The sequence below is a fragment of the Pacificoceanicola onchidii genome (assembly GCF_004804335.1).
GTDB lineage: Bacteria > Pseudomonadota > Alphaproteobacteria > Rhodobacterales > Rhodobacteraceae > Pacificoceanicola > Pacificoceanicola onchidii.
Genome location: NZ_SRXY01000009.1, coordinates 64,228 through 83,350, shown reverse-complemented (window position 1 = coordinate 83,350; position 19,123 = coordinate 64,228). Strand labels below are relative to the sequence as shown.

General features: G+C 60.1%; 18 protein-coding genes and 1 pseudogene. 9 read left to right on the top strand and 10 right to left on the bottom strand.

Annotation, left to right across the window (positions count from 1 at the left end; translation table 11 throughout):
- Nucleotides 1-92: 92 nt before the first annotated feature.
- Together E4662_RS20795 and speD are read left to right on the top strand one after the other, a co-directional pair.
- The gene (locus E4662_RS20795; protein ID WP_136443559.1) at nt 93-320 is read left to right on the top strand and encodes a DUF1127 domain-containing protein; all 228 of its coding nucleotides are present in this window, start codon (nt 93-95) and stop codon (nt 318-320) included.
- 95 nt (nt 321-415) lie between these two features.
- Complete coding sequence (gene speD, locus E4662_RS20790; protein WP_240705274.1) at nt 416-823, top strand: adenosylmethionine decarboxylase; 408 nt, start codon at nt 416-418, stop codon at nt 821-823.
- A gap of 1 nt (nt 824) precedes the next feature.
- On the opposite strand, the gene E4662_RS20785 is transcribed toward speD, so the two are convergent.
- A complete protein-coding gene (locus E4662_RS20785) occupies nt 825-1,217 on the bottom strand; it encodes a PaaI family thioesterase (protein ID WP_136443682.1) in 393 nt (130 codons plus the stop codon).
- A gap of 72 nt (nt 1,218-1,289) precedes the next feature.
- Here E4662_RS20785 and E4662_RS20780 point away from each other — a divergent pair.
- The 4 genes and pseudogenes from E4662_RS20780 to gluQRS form a co-directional block, all read left to right on the top strand.
- Nucleotides 1,290-2,081: pseudogene (locus E4662_RS20780) on the top strand (enoyl-CoA hydratase); the annotation flags it as partial.
- 42 nt (nt 2,082-2,123) lie between these two features.
- The gene (gene trmFO, locus E4662_RS20775) at nt 2,124-3,473 is read left to right on the top strand and encodes a methylenetetrahydrofolate--tRNA-(uracil(54)-C(5))-methyltransferase (FADH(2)-oxidizing) TrmFO (protein ID WP_136443556.1); all 1,350 of its coding nucleotides are present in this window, start codon (nt 2,124-2,126) and stop codon (nt 3,471-3,473) included.
- 39 nt (nt 3,474-3,512) lie between these two features.
- On the top strand, nt 3,513-4,118 hold the full coding sequence (locus E4662_RS20770) for a class I SAM-dependent DNA methyltransferase (protein WP_136443555.1): 606 nt from the start codon (nt 3,513-3,515) through the stop codon (nt 4,116-4,118).
- Nucleotides 4,115-4,990, top strand: a complete 876-nt coding sequence (gluQRS, locus tag E4662_RS20765; protein ID WP_136443554.1) for a tRNA glutamyl-Q(34) synthetase GluQRS — start codon at nt 4,115-4,117, stop codon at nt 4,988-4,990. The genes E4662_RS20770 and gluQRS overlap by 4 nt, the downstream gene beginning before the upstream one ends.
- Here the strand turns inward: gluQRS and hisI are convergent.
- Nucleotides 4,987-5,346 (bottom strand): phosphoribosyl-AMP cyclohydrolase, encoded by a 360-nt coding sequence (gene hisI, locus E4662_RS20760; RefSeq protein ID WP_136443553.1) that lies wholly within the window; start codon nt 5,344-5,346, stop codon nt 4,987-4,989. The genes gluQRS and hisI overlap by 4 nt on opposite strands.
- A gap of 71 nt (nt 5,347-5,417) precedes the next feature.
- On the opposite strand from hisI, the gene E4662_RS20755 reads away from it, so the two are divergent.
- Both E4662_RS20755 and E4662_RS20750 read left to right on the top strand, forming a co-directional pair.
- Nucleotides 5,418-5,867 (top strand): iron-sulfur cluster assembly scaffold protein, encoded by a 450-nt coding sequence (locus E4662_RS20755; RefSeq protein WP_136443552.1) that lies wholly within the window; start codon nt 5,418-5,420, stop codon nt 5,865-5,867.
- A gap of 56 nt (nt 5,868-5,923) precedes the next feature.
- Complete coding sequence (locus E4662_RS20750; protein ID WP_136443551.1) at nt 5,924-7,327, top strand: methyl-accepting chemotaxis protein; 1,404 nt, start codon at nt 5,924-5,926, stop codon at nt 7,325-7,327.
- A 509-nt stretch (nt 7,328-7,836) separates the two neighbouring features.
- Here E4662_RS20750 and recG read toward each other — a convergent pair.
- The 4 genes from recG to sciP all read right to left on the bottom strand — a co-directional run bounded on the left by recG (nt 7,837) and on the right by sciP (nt 13,202).
- On the bottom strand, nt 7,837-9,927 hold the full coding sequence (gene recG / locus E4662_RS20745; RefSeq protein WP_136443550.1) for an ATP-dependent DNA helicase RecG: 2,091 nt from the start codon (nt 9,925-9,927) through the stop codon (nt 7,837-7,839).
- The gene (gene ligA, locus E4662_RS20740) at nt 9,924-12,038 is read right to left on the bottom strand and encodes an NAD-dependent DNA ligase LigA (protein ID WP_136443549.1); all 2,115 of its coding nucleotides are present in this window, start codon (nt 12,036-12,038) and stop codon (nt 9,924-9,926) included. Before ligA ends, recG begins: the two co-directional genes overlap by 4 nt.
- 64 nt (nt 12,039-12,102) lie before the next feature.
- Nucleotides 12,103-12,819 carry a response regulator transcription factor CtrA gene (ctrA, locus tag E4662_RS20735; protein ID WP_136443548.1) on the bottom strand — a complete coding sequence of 239 codons (717 nt, stop codon included), beginning with the start codon at nt 12,817-12,819 and terminating at the stop codon, nt 12,103-12,105.
- 95 nt (nt 12,820-12,914) lie between these two features.
- Nucleotides 12,915-13,202, bottom strand: coding sequence for a CtrA inhibitor SciP (sciP, locus tag E4662_RS20730; protein ID WP_136443547.1), 288 nt, complete (start codon nt 13,200-13,202; stop codon nt 12,915-12,917).
- A 125-nt stretch (nt 13,203-13,327) separates the two neighbouring features.
- On the opposite strand from sciP, the gene mnmA reads away from it, so the two are divergent.
- Nucleotides 13,328-14,470: a tRNA 2-thiouridine(34) synthase MnmA gene (mnmA, locus tag E4662_RS20725; RefSeq protein ID WP_136443546.1), complete on the top strand. Its 1,143-nt coding sequence runs from the start codon at nt 13,328-13,330 to the stop codon at nt 14,468-14,470.
- Nucleotides 14,471-14,603: 133 nt separating this feature from the next.
- Here mnmA and E4662_RS20720 read toward each other — a convergent pair whose 3' ends face one another.
- From E4662_RS20720 to E4662_RS20705, 4 genes are read right to left on the bottom strand one after another with little or no spacing between them, the layout of a single operon-like run.
- Nucleotides 14,604-15,812, bottom strand: coding sequence for a beta-ketoacyl-[acyl-carrier-protein] synthase family protein (locus E4662_RS20720; RefSeq protein ID WP_136443545.1), 1,209 nt, complete (start codon nt 15,810-15,812; stop codon nt 14,604-14,606).
- A complete protein-coding gene (locus E4662_RS20715) occupies nt 15,809-16,069 on the bottom strand; it encodes an acyl carrier protein (RefSeq protein WP_136443681.1) in 261 nt (86 codons plus the stop codon). The genes E4662_RS20720 and E4662_RS20715 overlap by 4 nt, the downstream gene beginning before the upstream one ends.
- A 47-nt stretch (nt 16,070-16,116) precedes the next feature.
- Nucleotides 16,117-17,211 carry a UDP-3-O-(3-hydroxymyristoyl)glucosamine N-acyltransferase gene (gene lpxD, locus E4662_RS20710; protein ID WP_240705273.1) on the bottom strand — a complete coding sequence of 365 codons (1,095 nt, stop codon included), beginning with the start codon at nt 17,209-17,211 and terminating at the stop codon, nt 16,117-16,119.
- A 36-nt stretch (nt 17,212-17,247) separates the two neighbouring features.
- Nucleotides 17,248-18,879, bottom strand: a complete 1,632-nt coding sequence (locus tag E4662_RS20705) for a L,D-transpeptidase family protein (protein ID WP_136443543.1) — start codon at nt 18,877-18,879, stop codon at nt 17,248-17,250.
- Between the last annotated feature and the right edge of the window lie 244 nt (nt 18,880-19,123).

The following is a 19,123-nucleotide window of genomic DNA, read 5'->3' as shown; positions in this document are numbered from 1 at the left end:
CAATGTTTCCCTCGACCTGATACATTCCGGCATGTATCAAAATATGTACCGAATAACGGTGATTTGTGTCAATACAATTATAGGAGTTTCCCATGGCACAGGCTGCAACACGCGACGCATTGTCTTTCCTCGACGCCGCACATCCGCTTCCCCCGCTGGCATCGCTGGCGCTCCGTTTTGCAGTCGTCACCGCAAAATGGGCGCAGCGCCGCCGAACGCGGAAGGCGCTCTCCCAATTGGACCCGCACTTGCTGAACGATGTTGGCCTCAACCGGATGTCGGCCCACCGCGAAGCAAGCAAGATGTTCTGGCAAGGTTGATCCCTGTTCTTGCTGAACAAACTCGGGGCGCGGGTCTTTCCGCGCCTCCTTTTCATGGTATGATGCGGCGCAAGCACGCCACATCGGACCGTTCCGTGAAAGATACCCCCCTTCCCGAAAAGCAAAGCACACCGGATCACTTCGCCCGCGAAGACGGGGTGACGTTTGCGGGCAAACATCTGATCGTTGACGTGGTCGGCGGCGCGGGGCTTGACGATGAGACCAGGGTGCGGGGCGCCCTGCGCGAGGCCGCGCTCGCGTGCGGCGCGACGATTCTTCATCTGCACACGCACCGGTTTTCCCCGCAGGGCATCACGGGTGTTGCCGTGCTCGCCGAAAGCCATATCACCGTGCACACATGGCCCGAGGTGGCTTATGCGGCCTTTGACATTTTCATGTGCGGCGATGCGCAACCCGATCGCGCCCTGCCCGTTCTCGCCGCCGCTTTTGAAACGGACGACGTGCGCGTCCGTAGCCTGAGACGCGGCGAAAACGTGCTTTGATCTACTTCGGCGGGATCGAATAGGTCAGGCTGGCGTGGGCCACCGGCTTGTCGCTGCCCTCGCTATAGAGCAACACATCGGTGACCGAGAGCGCCTTTCCCAGCTTCAGCACCTTTGCATGGGCCAGCACGTCCCTACCGGCCACGGGTTTGCGCATAAAGTCGATAGAACAATGGGTTGTGACCGCTAGCGCCTGTTTTCCAACAAAGGCCATGGTGGCTACATAGGCCGCAACATCCGCCAGCGAAAACATCGCGGGACCCGACACCGTGCCGCCCGGCCGCAAATGCCGGTCGTCGCTGTGAAGGCGCATGATCAACCGCTCTTCATCCAGATGATCAATTGCAAACATGCCCTCGACCTGCGGGAAAACCTCCCCCAGAAAGGCCATCATCTCTTCCCTGCCCACTTTCAATTCCAACGCTTGTCCTCCCTTTGTTACGCCAGCTAAGCTGCGGAAAATGCGGAGGACAAGATGGAACTTCTGGAACGTCACGACACAAACGGAATCGCGCATCTGCGGATGAACGCGCCAGGGAAGCTGAATGCGCTATCCGACGAGATGCTGGCGGCGTTTCAGGCCCAGATCGACGCGCTGCAGGACGACCGAGAGACGCGCGTCGTGGTGATTTCGGGCTCCGGAAAAGCGTTTTGCGCCGGGCACGATCTCAAGCAGATGCAGGCTGGGCGGCAGGCCGAAGACGGCGGCGCGGCCTACTTCAAGGATCTGTTTACCCGCTGCGCATCTGTCATGACAGGCCTGACGCGCCTGCCGCAACCGGTGATCGCACAGGTGCATGGGATCGCCACGGCAGCGGGCTGCCAGATGGTGGCCTCCTGCGATATGGCGGTGGCCGCTGAAGGGACGCGGTTTGGCGTAAATGGCGTGAATATCGGACTTTTTTGCTCCACGCCGATGGTTGCCCTGTCCCGGAACGTCCCGCGCAAGAAGGCGTTTGAAATGCTGACAACCGGACAGTTTGTCGACGCGGCACAGGCCGAGCAGATGGGGTTGATTAATCGCGTGGTGCCCCCGGAGGCGTTGGAATCGGAGACCCAGACGCTGGCCGAAACCGTTGCGGGCAAACTGACCGCGGCGGTGAAAATCGGGAAATCGGCCTTTTATGACCAAATGGGCATGGATCTGGACGCGGCCTACGGGTTTACCGGCGATGTCATGGTGGAGAACATGCTCTGGCGCGACACGGAGGAAGGCATTTCCGCGTTTTTGGAAAAGCGCAAACCGGACTGGAGCTAGGCCGCTCTTGGCAGACCGGCGCACATGCACTATGTGCGCGACATGACAGAAGAACTCCACATCGTCGGCGGCGGAATGGCCGGATCGGAAGCGGCCTGGCAGGCCGCGAAACAGGGCGTGCGCGTGGTGCTGCACGAGATGCGCCCCAAGGTGAAGACATTCGCGCATCAGTCTGGAATGTTTGGGGAAATGGTCTGTTCGAACTCATTTCGTTCAGACGATTCCGAACAGAACGCCGTGGGCCTGCTGCATTGGGAAATGGCAAAGGCCGATGGCCTGATCATGAACACGGCCTATGACCACAAGCTCCCAGCGGGCGGTGCCTTGGCTGTGGATCGGGAGGCTTTTGCGCAGAGCATCACGGATGCTTTAACGTCGCTTCCTAACGTCTCTGTTTCTTATGAAGAAATCACTGATCTGCCTGACGAAGGACAGTGGATTTTTGCAACCGGACCTCTGACCTCCCCGGCGCTTGGCGAAGCCATCCAGCGCGAGACCGGCTCGGATCGGCTGGCGTTTTTTGATGCCATCGCGCCGATTGTCTATGCGGAAAGCATCGACATGGACGTGGCGTGGCGGCAGTCACGCTATGACAAGGGTGAGACAGAAGAAGAGCGCAAGGCTTACATCAACTGCCCGATGACCAAAGAGCAGTACGAGGCCTTTATAGACGCCCTTCTGGCGGCGGACAAAACCGAGTTTCATGAAGGCGAAACAGCCGGTTACTTTGACGGTTGCCTGCCGATCGAAGTGATGGCCGAACGTGGCCGGGAAACGCTACGCCACGGGCCAATGAAGCCGGTTGGCCTGACCAATCCGCATGATCCGGAGGTTAAGGCCTATGCCGTGGTGCAGCTGCGCCGGGACAATGCGCTTGGCACGCTCTACAATATTGTCGGGTTCCAGACGAAGATGAAGTACGGCGCGCAGTCCTCTGTTTTTAAAATGATTCCCGGTCTTCAGGATGCATCTTTTGCGCGCCTTGGAGGCATTCATCGCAACACGTTTCTGAACTCGCCGACTCTGCTTGATGAGCAGATGCGCCTTCGGTCCAAACCGAATATCCGCTTTGCAGGACAAGTCACGGGCGTGGAAGGATACGTTGAAAGCGCTGCGATGGGTCTGCTCGCCGGTCGCTATGCGGCGGCTGAAATGCTTGGAAAGACAATACCTTCCGTGCCGCAGGACAGTGCACACGGGGCGTTGATCCATCACATCACCGGCGGCGCGGAGGCCAAGACTTTCCAGCCGATGAACGTGAACTTTGGCCTGTTCCGCCCGCTGGACGGTGTGCGTGGCGGTCGCAAGGGACGTGCAGCGCGCTACAAGGGATATACGGACCGCGCCAAGGACGTCTGGTCCGCGTGGCTGGCAGAACAAAACGCGGCTTAATTCTTGACGGGACCGGGTTTGAGCAGGCAGGCTTGCGGAATGGCAGAGAGCTATTTCGACAAAGTCTATGCGGCCCGAAACGCGGATGAGACCCGTGATCTTTATAACGCGTGGTCAAAGAGTTACGAGGCGGAAGTCGCGGAAAACGGCTATGTCACACCGGGGCGTTGCGCCGAGGCCCTGGTGCGATTTCTGCCTTCCCTCGATGCCCCTGTTTTGGATTTCGGATGCGGCACCGGCTTGTCCGGCCTCGCCTTGCGTGCCGCCGGCGTGACCGTTGTCGACGGCGTTGACCTCGCAGAGGGCATGTTGGCGCAGGCCCGCGAAAAAGGGGCCTATCGCAATCTGACATTGATTGGCCCGGAAGACGCGCTCCCGCAAGGATACCGAGCGATCTCGGCGATGGGTGTAATCGGAGCAGGCGCCGCACCGCTTGGCGTCCTCGAGCGGATCGTCGACACGTTACCCGAAGCGGGATTAACCGTGTTTTCCTTCAACGATCACACCCTTGAGGATCCAGCCTATCAGTCCTGCGTCGATCGAATGAAAGCGGATGGCACCGTGCGGGAACTGTTCAACGAATACGGCGAACACCTTCCCGGCCTCAACATGAACTCCCGCGTATACGTGCTTGAAAAAAAGTGACTTTTATCACAAGATTTGCACCCAGCCCAACGGGTCCGCTGCACCTCGGACACGCCTATTCTGCGCTTCTTGCCTTTGATCGCGCACGACGAGCCAACGGCACCTTCCTGCTCCGCATCGAGGACATCGACCAAACCCGCGCCCGGCCAGAATGGGAGCAGCAGATTTACGATGATCTCATCTGGCTAGGGATCACTTGGGACGCTGCTCCCGTGCGGCAATCCGAACACGTGAAGCTATATGAAGAGTGCCTCGTAACACTCTGGGAGAAAGGATTTTTATATCCATGCTCATGTACACGGCGTGACATTGTCGCTGCCGCAAATGCGCCACAAGAAGGCACAGAGTTGGTCTATGGCCCGGACGGGTTGATTTACCCGGGCACCTGTCGGCCAAACGATGGGCCGGTGAACCCTGTCATGCCAAAAGGACAGGTTCTACGGCTGAACATGCGCCGCGCTTTGGACGCGTTGAGCGAGCAGGAACCGTTCAGCTTTTACGAGGATGGCGCACCGCGCGAGGACATGCCCGGACGCGTCCGGTTCACCTCGGAGGAGTTGATCACTGCTGTCGGTGACATCGTTCTGTCCCGCAAGGATTTTCCGGGCAGTTACCACCTCAGCGTCGTGCTGGATGACGCGGCGCAAGGCATTACCCATGTAATCCGAGGCGAGGATCTCTTCGACGCCACAAAAATTCATGTTTTTTTGCAAAGACTTCTGGGGCTTCCAACACCGAAATACACGCATCATCAGCTGATACGGGACGAGCGCGGCAAACGGCTTGCCAAACGCTGCGACGCCCGCGCCATCGCGACCTATCGCAGCGAGGGCGCGAGCCCCGAAGACATCCGGGCCATGGTGGGTCTCTAGTCTTCCATCGGCTTCATGAGTTCTTTTTCGCCATCGATCACCGAAGTGTAAAAACACGATCTGCGATTCGTGTGGCAGGCCGCACCAGTCTGCCGAATGATAGCCAGCAGGCAATCGCGATCGCAATCCACGCGCAAATCCACGAGGTCCTGGATGTGACCTGAAGTCTCACCCTTGATCCAGAAAGACTTTCTCGAACGGGACCAATATGTTACACGGCGTGTTTTAAGTGTTTTCGCCACAGCTTCCGCGTTCATCCACGCCATCATCAGGACGTCGCCGTTTTCAACATCCTGCGCGATGCAGGGAATCAAACCGTTTGCGTCATAGACCAAGGTCGAAGGATCGAAGGACATGGGGTAAAAACCCTTTGCTTGAGGAGACTTCACGCCTATCTAAGAGCAGGACGATAAAAGGGAAAGGCGCAATGGCCGAAAGCGATCTGATCAAGCTCTATTCGGGCCGCATTCTTGAACTTGCCGCGGATATTCCGCGTCTGGGACGCCTTGATACGCCCGATGCAACCATCAAGAAACGCTCGCCTTTGTGTGGCTCGACCGTGGTTGTTGACCTCGTGATGCAGGACGGCAAGGTCACGGCGTTTGCACAGGACGTGAAAGCCTGCGCGCTGGGTCAGGCAGCGGCTGCCGTCGTTGGCGGCGCGATCGTTGGGAGCAGCGAGGCGCAGATCCTGGCCGCACGCGATTCTCTGCGGGCCATGCTGAAAGCCGACGGTCCGACGCCAGCGGCTCCTTTTGACGGTTTCGAAGTGCTGCGCCCCGCCGCCGCATACAAGAACAGACATGCCTCGATCCTGCTGTCGATTGAAGCGGCTGCCGAGGCCTGCGCAAAGGTGCGGGAAACGCACAGCGCTTAAACCTCTGTTTGTACTTTTTGTTTATCTGTGCCGCCTGAGCTTTGAAAGACGGTGGCATGCAGCAACCAGACAACCTGTCGGTCCCCGACACGCAAGCGCGCCTGACCGCGCTGACGCAGGACGCAACCAGCCTCGGCAGGGAAACTGTCGATGTGGGCGGCTTCCTGAGTGACCTCGATGCGCGCTGTCAGGACCAGATCGCGGGACTGGACCAGATTACGCACAACGCCTCCGATCTGTCCCAGACGGGCAGTGCCATGCTGGAAGCTGCGGAGCGCATGGCGAAGGCCTCCGATGATGCGCTCAACCGCGTTCGGGAATCGACCGCTCTGCTGACGGAAAATGGCGCGCAATCTCAAATGCTGGCGGAGTGGGTGCGCACCATCCATGCGCAAGGCCCGGAAGTGGAGGAAATGCTGCGCGCGGTTCAGGTCTCCAACTCCGAAATCGCCGATATTTCGTGGCAGGTGAAACTGCTTGCCGTCAATGCCAAGATCGAAGCGGCGCGCGCGGGCCAGGCCGGCAAAGGGTTCTCAATTGTCGCTGACGCCGTGAATGAACTCAGCCAAAAAACCAGCAACGCCGCCGATACGATTTCTGCCACGGTCAAGAAACTGTCGGACTGGATGAGCGCACTGCACCGCGGCGCGGAACATACATCGACAAACGCCAAGGCCGTTCTGGACCGAAGCGCCGATGCGGATCGGGCCCTGATGACCATCGAGTCCCGCGTGGAAGAATTGCAAACCGATGCGCATGCGCTCACGGATACGTCCGAGTCCGCGCAACGCGCGGTTGGCATTGTCGCGTCCGCCGTCGAACAGATCGCCGGCTCCGTTCAGGAAGTGGCCCGGGGCGTCGATGAGGCAAACACACGCTGTGAAACGCTGGTGGATACATCGGAATCCATCTTGCAAGGGGCCGTGGCCTTGGGCGGCAGCAGTGACGATGGGCCGATGATCACCGCAGTCCAAGACCTTGCCGGGCAAATCATGGAAGCCTTCGAGAAGGCGATCGTTTCCGGCCGCATTCAGGAGGCTGATCTGTTCGATACGGATTACAAGCCGATCCCGGGCAGCAATCCTGAACAGGTGATGACACGTTTCACGAACCTGACGGATGAGGCCTTGCCAGCCATTCAGGAACCTGTTCTGGAACGGGGGCAGAACATTGTTTTCTGTGCCGCAGTGGATCGCAACGGCTATCTGCCAACACATAATTTGAAGTTCAGCCGTCCGCTGAGCGAAGATCCGGTCTGGAACGCGGCAAATTGCCGGAACCGCCGCATATTCGATGATCGCGTTGGCCTGAAGGCGGGCCGGAACGAAATGCCGTTCCTGCTGCAGGTGTACCGGCGCGATATGGGGGGCGGCGTGTTTGTCATGATGAAGGACCTGTCCGCTCCGATTACGGTTCGTGGCCGGCACTGGGGCGGGCTACGCCTCGCCTACAAGTTCTAAACAAAAAAGCCGCCGCGCTCCGGAAGGAGGCGGCGGTCAGTGGCGCGTCTTGCTATGCATCCAGATCAGGTTCGGTCGCAGGCAGGCAGACCGGTTGGGACAGGCGTACGCATCGGGGACAGGATGATGCGGACAAGACCTGGGGCACTATAAAAACGCAGGCAGAAAGTCAGACGAGAGAGGGAAGATGCAGAACACCCATCAAGATCACAACGAGAGACACGGCGCCCAAGGCGTCCTGCCATAACGTTGCCGTCTGGCGGGTAAGGACCGTTTTCACTGTATCAATCATGGTCTTCGCTCCGATGTTCCCCTTCGTTGCTTATTTGTTCTCATATTGTTTACGCGTTGTAAAGAACTTTATGAGAACAAATGGGAACAAACTGAGTTTACCCTTATATCGCTCTTCAGTTTGGCCTCGCGGTTCCGAACTTCCCCTTTGGATCACCGCTGCGCGCGCACCGCTTCCCCCGGTGCGCGCGTCTCCACAATCTGAAACAATCGGTATCTCACCCGACGCTGATCAACCGAATGGCTTCATCCTGGCGCATCAGCCAGAGCAGATGTCGTGCCGCAACGCCACGCGGGCTTTCCAGATTTGGATCTTCCGCAAGCAACCGGCGTGCATCGCTCTGCGCAATTGCCATCAACCCGGCCTGCCGTTCCAAATCGGCCACACGAAACTGCGGCAGTCCGGATTGCGCGGTCCCGATCAGATCCCCCGATCCTCGCATTTCAAGATCAACTTCGGAAATCCGGAACCCGTCTTCGGTTTCCCGCAAGGTCGTCAAACGCTTGAGCCCGCTCTCCGACAAAGGTGGCTGGTACATCAATAGGCAGGTCGAAGCCGCCTCACCCCGCCCTACCCGCCCGCGCAATTGATGCAATTGCGCAAGGCCAAAGATTTCGGCCCGCTCGATCACCATGATGGAGGCGTTGGGCACGTTCACCCCGACCTCGATCACAGTGGTGGCGACCAGCACACTGGTTTCGCCCGCTACGAACCGCGCCATGGCGGCGTCCTTCTCATCGTTCGGCATCTGGCCGTGCACCAACCCAACAACGCCCTCGCCGAACGCCGCGCGCAACCGTTTGAACCGCGCCTCAGCCGCAATGAGATCCGACACTTCGCTCTCTTCGACCAGCGGACAGACCCAATATGCTTGTCGCCCCTCGGCAATCGCGCTGCGCAGGTGATCAATCACCTCGTCCATGCGTTCAGTCGACAGCAATGCGGTCTTGACCGGTTTTCGGCCCGGCGGTTTTTCGTCCAGAACGGAGACGTCCATATCGCCGTACTGCGCGAGGGCAAGACTGCGTGGAATGGGCGTTGCCGTCATCACCAGAACGTCTGCACCTTGCCCTTTCTTGCCAAGTTCCAGCCGTTGGCGCACGCCGAACCTGTGTTGCTCATCAACGATAGCAACTCGAAGATCTTGAAAGGACACGTCTTTTTGAAAAACCGCATGGGTGCCAACCAGGATCTGGATGTCTCCGCGCGCCAAGGCCTGAAGTTTGGCCTCACGCTCTGCGCCCTTGTCCCGGCCGGTCAATCCTTCCAGCACGACCCCGGCAGCTTCGGCCAGAGGTTGCAACCCTTCCAGATGTTGCCGCGCGAGGATTTCGGTTGGCGCCATCATGACGCCCTGCCCGCCCGCTTCGACCGCGACCAGCAATGCCATGAAGGCCACGAGAGTTTTGCCGGCCCCGACATCCCCCTGAAGCAGTCGGTTCATCCGCTCCGGCTGGCCCATATCATCGGCGATCTCGTCCATCGACCGAAGTTGCGCCCCGGTTGGTTTGTACGGCAGAGATTTCAGAACCCTGGATCGCAACTGGCCATCACCTTCGGAGACCATGCCGCGTCCTCGCCGCCGATCCGCCCGAGCCAACGCGAGGGTCAACTGATGCGCCATCAACTCGTCATAGGCGAGCCGCGCCCGGGCCGGTGCCGTCGGCGCCAAGGCCTGAACCCCATCCGGCGCGTGGGCCTGAACAACCGCTTCGGCCCAGGATGGCCAGTTCTCCTGCGCGCGTTGGCTCGGGTCGATCCATTCTTCGAGTTGCGGCAAACGGGTTAACGCATCCGCCATGGCGCGCGACATGGTTTTCTGCGTCACGCCAGACGTTAACGGATAGACCGGCTCAAACTCAGGCAAGGCCTGCGCCTCCTCGGGTTCGAGCACATGCTCGGGGTGCACCATCTGCGGCACACCGTCAAAGAGCTCAACCCGGCCAGACACGATCCGGCGCTCGCCGTGCGGCAATGTCCGAAGCAGGTATTCGGGGCGGGCATGAAAGAACACCAATTGAAATCGCGTTTGCGCGTCATCCACCTCGATCCGATACGGCGCGCCGCGTTTCGACGGGGCACGATGCTGGCCAATCTGCACTTCGACCGTCGCGATACCCGGCAGGTCCGCATCAAGAACTGACGGCTTCAAACGCCGGTCAACAATGGATTGCGGCAGTGTGAACAGCAGGTCGCGCGGCGCAAAAACAGAAAGATTCTCAAAAGCCTGAGCCGTTTTCGGCCCGATCCCGTCAAGCCCCTTGATATCGGCAAACAGACCGAAAAGCGCTTCGGGACGGCCGCTCATCCGGCGATGAACTCCAGCCATCCGTCTTCGTCGAGGATCATGAGACCAAGATCGCGCGCCTTCTTTTCCTTGCTGCCCGCGCCGGGCCCGGCGACGACGATGTCGGTCTTTGCGGACACCGAACCGGAGACCTTCGCGCCAAGTGCTTCGGCACGCGCTTTGGCTTCGGCGCGGGTCATGCGTTCAAGCGTTCCGGTAAAAACCACGGTCTTGCCGGCCACCGGGCTGCCTTCCGTATTCGGGCGCTCCGCTTCCTGGATGTCGAGATGGGCAACAAGACGATCGATGGACTGACGCTCCGCGCTTTGGTTGAACGCCGCTACCAGAGAGTGCGCCATGACCGCACCAACCCCGTCAATGGAGAGCAGATCGTCCCAAGCTGCCCCGTCCATGGGCGCGGCGTTAACCATAGCGGCCTCGAACGCAGGCCACGTGCCGTAGTGGCGGGCCAGCAGTGCAGAGGCACTTTCGCCCACATGGCGAATGCCGAGAGAGAAAATCACACGCGGCAGAGCAATACGGCGCCGTTCATCGATGGCATCGAACAGGTTTCCAGCAGATTTCTCACCCCACCCCTCGCGGTTCTTCAGCTGCTGCAAGCCTGAGCCGTAGTTGTCCTTCAATGTGAAAATATCCGCTGGCTCTTTGATCCAACCGTCGGTGTAGAATTGCTCCACCTGTTTTGCGCCGAAGCCTTCGATGTCAAACGCGCTGCGCGAGACGAAATGCTTCATCTTTTCAATTGCTTGGGCAGGGCAAATCATACCACCGGAGCAACGGCGAATGGCGTCGCCTTCCTCTCGGATCGCGTCGGACCCGCATTCCGGGCAGATTGTCGGAAACACGAAGGGTTGGGACTCTGCGGGGCGTTTGCTCAGGTCCACGTCCGCGACCTTCGGGATCACATCGCCTGCGCGGTAGACCTGAACCCAGTCGCCTTCACGGATGTCCTTGCCATCGCGGATCGGGTTTCCCTCGTTGTCGCGGCCGGCGATGTAATCTTCGTTGTGCAAGGTCGCATTGGAGACGACCACGCCGCCGACGGTGACCGGGGTCAGCCGTGCGACGGGCGACAACGCGCCGGTCCGGCCGACCTGAATGTCGATTTTTTCTAGGCGGGTCCAGGCAAGCTCGGCCGGGAATTTGTGTGCAATGGCCCAGCGAGGGGTGGTCGAGCGGAACCCTAGGCGGGCCTGAAGTGCGAGATCATTGACCTTGTAGACCACGCCGTCGATGTCATAGCCAAGCGTCGCTCGCTGCGTTTCGATCTTGCGGTAGTGCGCCAGGATCGCGTCCGGGTTCTCACAAATCGCGGTTAGAGGGTTGGTTTCAAAACGAAAATCCTTGAGCCGTGCGATCGCAGCCATCTGGGTTTCGGCCAAAGGTTCGGAAAGTTCGCCCCACGCATAGGCAAAAAATCGCAGCGGGCGGTCACGCGTGATCCGCGCATCGAGTTGCCTCAGACTGCCGGCGGCGGCGTTTCGCGGGTTGGCGAAGGTCTTGCCGCCGCGCGCTTCTTGCCGGGCATTGAGATCCGCGAAATCGGCATGGCTCATATAGACCTCGCCGCGCACCTCGAGCACCTCCGGGGCTCCGTCAATCTGCTCTGGAATATCTGTGATGGTGCGGGCGTTTGCGGTGACGTTTTCACCCTCGCTGCCATTGCCGCGCGTGGCCGCCTGCATGAGTTTGCCGTTCTCATAGCGCAGCGACAGAGAAAGACCGTCAATTTTCGGCTCCGCCGTATAGGTCAGCGCATCATCTTCGCTCAGGCCAAGGTAACGGCGCAAAGACGTGTCGAAATCGGTGATGTCCGCGTCTTCAAAGGCGTTTGACAGGGACATCATGCGCTGCGCGTGGCGGATTTTACCAAAACCTTCCGCCGGCGCGGATCCGACCTGATCAGACGGGCTGTCTTCGCGTTTCAAATGCGGAAACCGCGCCTCGATCGCCGCGTTCCGCTGTTTCAGCCGGTCATAATCCGCATCGGAAATCTCTGGCGCATCGTCCGTGTGATACGCACGATTGGCCTGTGACAGAGTTTCTGCAAGAGCGGCAAGCTCTGCGCGCGCCGCCTCTTCACTCAGCGTCTCTACTGCTGGTTCGGCCATGCCCTTGCCCTTTGCGCCTGTTCACTGTGCCAGTGATAGGGCCGCGTTCAGGCAAGGTCCAGTGTCAGGCGCTGGCCGCGAGACGTTTCGGCTCGTCCTGGCCCGGTTCCGGATCGCGCAGCACGTAGCCACGGCCCCAGACCGTCTCGATATAGTTGTCGTCGCCGGTGGCCTCCGAAAGCTTCTTGCGTAGCTTGCAGATGAAAACGTCAATGATTTTCAGTTCCGGCTCGTCCATGCCGCCATAGAGATGGTTAAGGAACATCTCCTTGGTCAGCGTGGTGCCCTTGCGCAGGCTCAGAAGCTCCAGCATCTGGTATTCCTTGCCGGTCAGGTGCACCGACTTGCCGCCCACTTCCACCGTCTTGGCATCGAGATTGACGGAGATCTTGCCTGTACGGATGACGGATTGCGAATGCCCCTTGGAGCGGCGGATGATCGCGTGAATGCGCGCGATCAGCTCGTCGCGGTGGAACGGCTTTGTCATATAGTCGTCTGCACCAAATCCGAAGCCTTTGATTTTGCTTTGGGTATCGTCATCGCCGGAGAGAATCAGGATCGGCGTTTCGATACGGGCCACACGCAGCTGACGCAGAACTTCATGTCCGTTGATATCCGGCAGGTTCAGGTCCAGCAGAATCAGGTCGTAATCGTAGAGTTTGGCGAGATCGATCCCCTCCTCACCCAGATCCGTCGCATAGACGTTCAGATTGGCATGAGACAACATCAATTCGATGCTTTTTGACGTTGTCGGATCGTCTTCGACCAGCAGAATGCGCATTGAAAATCTCCAGCTTGTTCCTCAGGCTGCCGTGAACCTGTCGGAAAATAGTTAACGCGAACTTACCACGGGTTAACTTTATCGGAGATTTTTTGTCATTCAACCTCAGGTTGCCGAAATTTCTGCACCCGCGTGGCTTTGAGCGCTTCTTCGCCGTGCCTGGCGGAGGCCCGCACCCAGGACATCAGTTCCTCGGCGCTGAGCGCGTAGCGTTCGATAGCCTGTTCGGACGTCAACAGCCCAAATTGGACCGCCCTGACAACCGCCGCCTTGCGGGAGGCGACCCAGCGCCGGGTTTCGGCGGGTGGCAGATCAGCCCGTGTCATCATCGTGCCATCGGGCAGCTTTACCGCGCGCGGACCATCGATCTTCTTCAGGTACATGCTCGTCTTTCCCTCGTTCGGATTGAGGCCAATCAAACACGGAGGATTTAACAGCAGCTAAAGCGCCCCCTTGAGAGTGTGTCGAATTTTCCTATATTCCCGGCTTGTTCCTAGGAGACGCCCCAATGCCCCTCGATCCGGCCCCGCTCAATTCGCTTGGCCTGCCCAAAGCGCCTGAAGATACCCGCGTTGTCGTTGCCATGTCCGGCGGCGTTGACAGCTCCGTTGTGGCTGCCAAGCTGAAGGAAGAGGGCTATGACGTGGTCGGCGTGACCTTGCAGCTCTATGACCATGGCGCGGCGCTGGCCAAGAAAGGCGCGTGCTGTGCCGGGATCGACATTCATGATGCGCGGCGCGTGGCGGAAGAGATGAACTTCCCTCACTATGTTCTTGATTATGAAAATATTTTCAAGGATGCGGTGATTGATGAATTCGCCGAAAGCTACCTTGGCGGCGCAACACCCGTGCCCTGCATTCGCTGCAATGAGCGGGTCAAATTCAAGGATCTTCTGGAGACCGCGAAGGATCTTGAGGCCGACTGCATGGCGACCGGTCATTACATTCAGCGCAAGGTGGGCGTGCAGGGCGCAGAGCTGCATTGCGCCGAAGATCGCAACCGGGATCAGAGCTATTTTCTGTTTTCCACGACGCCGGAGCAGCTCGATTTCCTGCGCTTTCCCCTTGGGCACCTGCCCTCGAAAGACGCGACTCGGGAGTTGGCGGCGAAATACGGATTGGCGGTGGCGGACAAGCCCGACAGTCAGGACATTTGTTTTGTTCCGGACGGAAATTATGCCGCTGTCATCGAAAAACTGCGCCCCGGCTCGGCGGAACCGGGGGAGATCGTGCATGCCGATGGCCGCGTTCTGGGCCAGCACAACGGGGTGATTCACTACACCATCGGTCAGCGGCGGGGTCTTGGCATCGGCGGTTTGAGCGAGCCTTTGTACGTGGTGCGGCTGGATGTGGACGCCAAGCAGGTGATCGTCGGCCCCAAGGAGATGCTGGCGACGCGCGTGATCCCGGTTCGGGAGATCAACTGGCTCGGCGATGAGCCGTTCACCGCCCGAGACGAGTGGCATCTGGCGGTGAAGGTGCGCTCGACGCGACCACCGCGGGAGGCGATCATTCGGCCATTGTCGGAGACAGAGGCAGAGGTCGAGCTTTTGACGCCGGAAGAAGGGGTGAGCCCGGGCCAGGCCTGCGTGTTTTATGATCCGGACAGCACGCGCATTTTCGGCGGCGGGTGGATCTGGCGCGGACGGTGAGCACAGCCCGTCCGGGACGCGCAGTGCACAATATCCCGATCAAGCCAGATACCTCTCAAAGAACACAGGGCCGCCCACGATCCGTGGGCGGCCCTGCCGGGCGACGCGCATCAGCGCGGCGCAATCGCTCGGTTTAAGCGCGTCCCATCGCCAGAACCGCGTTCAACCCGCCAAAGGCAAAGGCATTCGACAAAACCACGTCCACCTCGGCCTCGCGCGCCGCGTTGGGCACCACGTCCAGTGCGCATTCCGGGTCCGGCTCTTCATAGCCAATCGTCGGCGCAATCACCCCGTCGCGCAGAGCCATGATGCAGGCGAGCAGTTCAACCGCGCCAGTCCCACCAATCAGGTGGCCGTGCATGGATTTGGTCGAAGACATCATCAGATCATTGGCGTGTTGGCCAAAGACGTCCGCGACGGCGGCGCATTCTGTCTTGTCGTTGGCGGCCGTTCCGGTGCCATGGGCGTTGATATAGCCCACGCGCTCGCGGTTTACCCTGGCATCCTTCAAGGCGCCCGAAATGGCCCGCGCCGCGCCCTGTTTGGAGGGCATGACGATATCGGCGGCATCAGATGTCATTGCAAAACCAAGCACTTCGCAAAGAATAGTCGCGCCGCGCGCACGCGCGTGCTCATACTCTTCGAACACAAACACCCCTGCGCCTTCGCCCTGCACCATGCCGTTGCGCGTGGCGGAGAACGGGCGGCAGGCGTCTTTGGACATGACGCGCAGCCCTTCCCAGGCCTTTACGCCGCCAAAGCACAGCATCGATTCGGAGCCGCCGGTGATCATCGCCGTGCACATGCCGGTGCGGATCATCTGGAAGGCCTGCCCCATGGCGTGGTTCGACGAGGCGCAGGCGGTCGAGACGGTAAAGCTCGGCCCGCGCAGGTTGAACTCCATGGAGACGTGGCTCGCCGCAGCGTTGTTCATCAGCTTGGGCACCACGAAGGGGTGCACGCGGTTTTTACCCTCTTCATAAACCGCGCGGTAATTCTCGTCCTGCGTCAGCAGACCGCCGCCGGAATTGCCGAGCACAACGCCGGACCGGTCTGCCAGTTCACCGGTGAACTCGAGCCCGGAGTCCGCCAAAGCCTCGCGCGCCGCCAGAAGCGTGAACTGCGTGAAACGGTCATAAAGCGAGAGTTGCTGGCGGTTGAAGTGGGTGTCCGGATCGTAGCCCTTGATCTGCCCGCCGATGCCGATGGCGAGGCGCTCCACATCCCGAAACGCCAGATCGGTGATGCCGCAGCGCCCTTCGCGCATCGCCTCAAGCGTGGCCGGAACGCTGTCACCGAGCGGGTTGATCGTCCCTGCCCCGGTGATGACAACCCGTTTCACGACCCTTGCTCTTTCATCAGCGTTTCGATCCCGGCGATGATGCTTGCCACGGAAGAGATGTCAAAATCGCTCTCCGACGGGTCATTCGCGTTAAAGGGGATCGAGATGTCGAAGGCTTCTTCGATGGCGAAGATCGATTCGACGAGCCCGAGGCTGTCGATCCCGAGGCTCTCCGGCGTGCTGTCCAGCGTCACGTCGGATGGCTCCAGAAGCGCCTGTTCGGCGATGATTTCAATCACCCGGTCCTGAACGGTCATGGTCTCGGTCATGGTCATAAAACCTCTGTTCGCGCCCTGCCCGTGATTTAGTCATTCCCGGTGAGTTTTGAAACCGCTTTCTTGAGGTCCGCGACGTCGCGGAACAGGCGCGGCAGACGGCGCAGGCCTTTGTAACTCTCGATGTGGCTGTCCATTTTCATCGCCGGATAGCCCAGCACCACGCGCCCTGCCGGCACGTTGGAGAGCACAACAGACGCCCCGCCCAGGATGGCGCGATCGCCGATGGTCAGGTTGTCGGACACCCCGGACATGCCGCCGAGTACAACGCCCGTGCCGATGACGGAGGATCCGGCAATGCCGACCTGCGCGCAGACCATGGTGTGATCGCCGATGACCACGTTGTGGCCGATCTGCACGAGGTTATCGAGTTTGACGCCATTGCCGACGCGGGTTGCCCGGACGGTGCCGCGATCAATGCAGGAATTTGCGCCCAGTTCGACGTCATCGCCAATCTCGACGCCGCCAAGGCTGTGGATGCGCGCCCAGGGCTGCACGTCAGAGGTGCCTTCCTCGCCAAGGCTGGCGCGGGCTTTTTCCACGCCGGAAGGCTCTGGCGTGACAAAGGAGAAACCATCCGCGCCGACGCTGGCTCCGAAATGGGCAATGAAGCGCGCGCCGATCTGCACCCGCGCGCCGATGCGCACGCCGGTGTGCAGCAGACTGCCTTCGCCGATCACTGCGTCCCAGCCGACGAAACACTGCGGGCCGATATGACTGCCCGCGCCAATGCGCGCACCGGCCTCAACAATGGCAAAGGGGCCGATGGAGACGTCCGCGCCGATCTCGGCGGTGTCATGTATAATAGCGGTGGGATGAATGCCGGGGGCATAGCCCTGCCCCTTGTCCATCATCGCCGACAGGCCCGACATGGCAAAGCGCGGGCGCGGGGCGGTGAGCGCGGCTTTGAGTCCGTAGCTTTGCCAATCCGCGCCATTCCAGAGCATGGCGGCCTGCGCCTGCCCTTCGGCAATCCCGGCGGCAAATTCCGGCTTCATGGCCAGCGCCAGCTCATCTGATGCCGCAGAGGCCGGTTCGGCCACGCCGGAAATCAGGATGGACCCATCGCCGAAGACCTCAAGGCCAAGGGCCTCGGCGATTTGAGACACTGTATAAGATGTCATGTCAGGCATTCCCGGCTTGGTGTCACCGGGCGAGGTTTAGCTGCGACCCGTGCGCAGCGCCACCCCTTCATTCGCCAGCGCACGCCAAAGCAGCTGATCACGGTTGTAGACGTCCGGGCGGTAGTTCATCTGCCCCTTCGCCTGCGTAAAGGCTGTGCGATAGATCAGGTGCACCGGCACTTCCTGCTCCAGATTGACCCGCGTTTCCGCGCCGGTGTTCAGGATGCGGTGGAAGGTGCCCTTGGGATCGTCTTCCTGTGGGCCAAGCAGCGCATAGGCAAAGTCATGCGGATCATCGAGACGGATACAGCCGTGGCTGAAGGTCCGCACGGTACGCGAAAACAGATGCTGCGATGGCGTGTCGTGCAGGTAGATGTTGTACTTGTTCGGGAACATGAACTTCACCGAACCCAGCGCGTTGCGCGGCCCCGGGGGCTGGCGCATGTTGAACGGGAAGCTGCGGGCGGAGTAGCCCGCAAAGCTGCGGCCCCGGCCCACCACACGGCCCCGCGCATCAACGATCTGCAGGTGCCCGACGGCACCGGGGTTGTTGCGCAGCAGCGGAAGGTATTCCTTCACGATGATCGAACGCGGTACATACCAGGACGGGTTGATGACCATGTGGGTCATCACGTCGGAAAACTCCGGCGTGCGGCGGTCCATGGCCTGATGGCCAATCACCGAGCGGGTTTCATAGGTCAGCTTGTCATCGTCGATGACTTGCGCGTGGTAATCCACGAGGTTCACCAGAACATGACGTTTGCCGCGGCCTTCGGGACGATTGAGCCAGCGCTCACGCTCCATGGCGACGATGATCGACTTCAGCCGCGCCTCTGGCGTGGTGTTGACCTCGCGCATGGTTGTGGCCCCGGCCACGCCGTCCACCTCGATGCCGTGGTCTTCCTGGAACTGGCTGACGGCGGCTTCCATGGCGGAATCATAGGTGCCGCTGAGCGAGGATCGCAGGTAGCCCATGGCGGTCAGACGATTGCGCAGGGCAATGACAGCCGGGCCGCTGGAGCCGGGCTTGAGGCTTTGCGTCGGAACGACCGGACCCCAGCCGCCGTGTGCAATGCGGTGCTCCATGCGCAGCTTCGCCCGCATCAGGCGGGTGTATTCGGCGGTGCGCGGTGCAAGATCGCGCATCACAAACGCCGGATCTTCCTTGACCAGACGCGCCAAAAGATTGCCAGACGCATGGCGCGGCGGCTTGCGTTTGATGCCGGGGCTGACCTTTGTGCCGTCGAGCGCACCGGTGGAAATATCATGGGCAAAGCGCAGGTAGAGGTTTGTCAGGTCCAGTTCGAGCTGGCCACGATCCCGTCCGGTCTGAACCGTTGCCATGCGCGCCATAAGCGCATCCGCATTGTACCGGCGTCCGGGCAGCCCGTGATCGGCGGCCATGGAGAGCGCGTCAAACAGTGCCGCGCGCCGTGCCCTGTCCTCGTCCGACGGTCCGGTCCAGATCGGCTCGAAGCCTCGCAGGCGGTAAAACTCGGCAACGCTTTCATCTTCGCCGATGCGTTCGGCCACGGCCTGTTTGTAGGCGGTCACCTGAAAAGAGAAGCTGTCCTGCGCCTGCCCCTTCGGCGCCGTGGCGAAAATCACGCCAGCCGCGAGAAGAGCGATCGCCGATGTTCGGCCAAAGGAGACTGAAACCCGTTTCATAAAATAATCCTTGTTCCTGCACGCCCGTTTATGTTTTCATTAGTAATCAGTGACCTGCGGCTGTCTACTCACAATTCCGACAAGGCACAAACTTCTTTAGATCCCGTTAGCTCAAATGCAACGCGGCGCATTCCCGCCACAGTGTGGCAACGCTTGAGCAGGAATCTGCCACTTTCCCCTTGATCCCCCGAAAAGGCCCCAAAACACCCTTTTTCGAGCCGCCGATTCGTGTCATACGGATTGT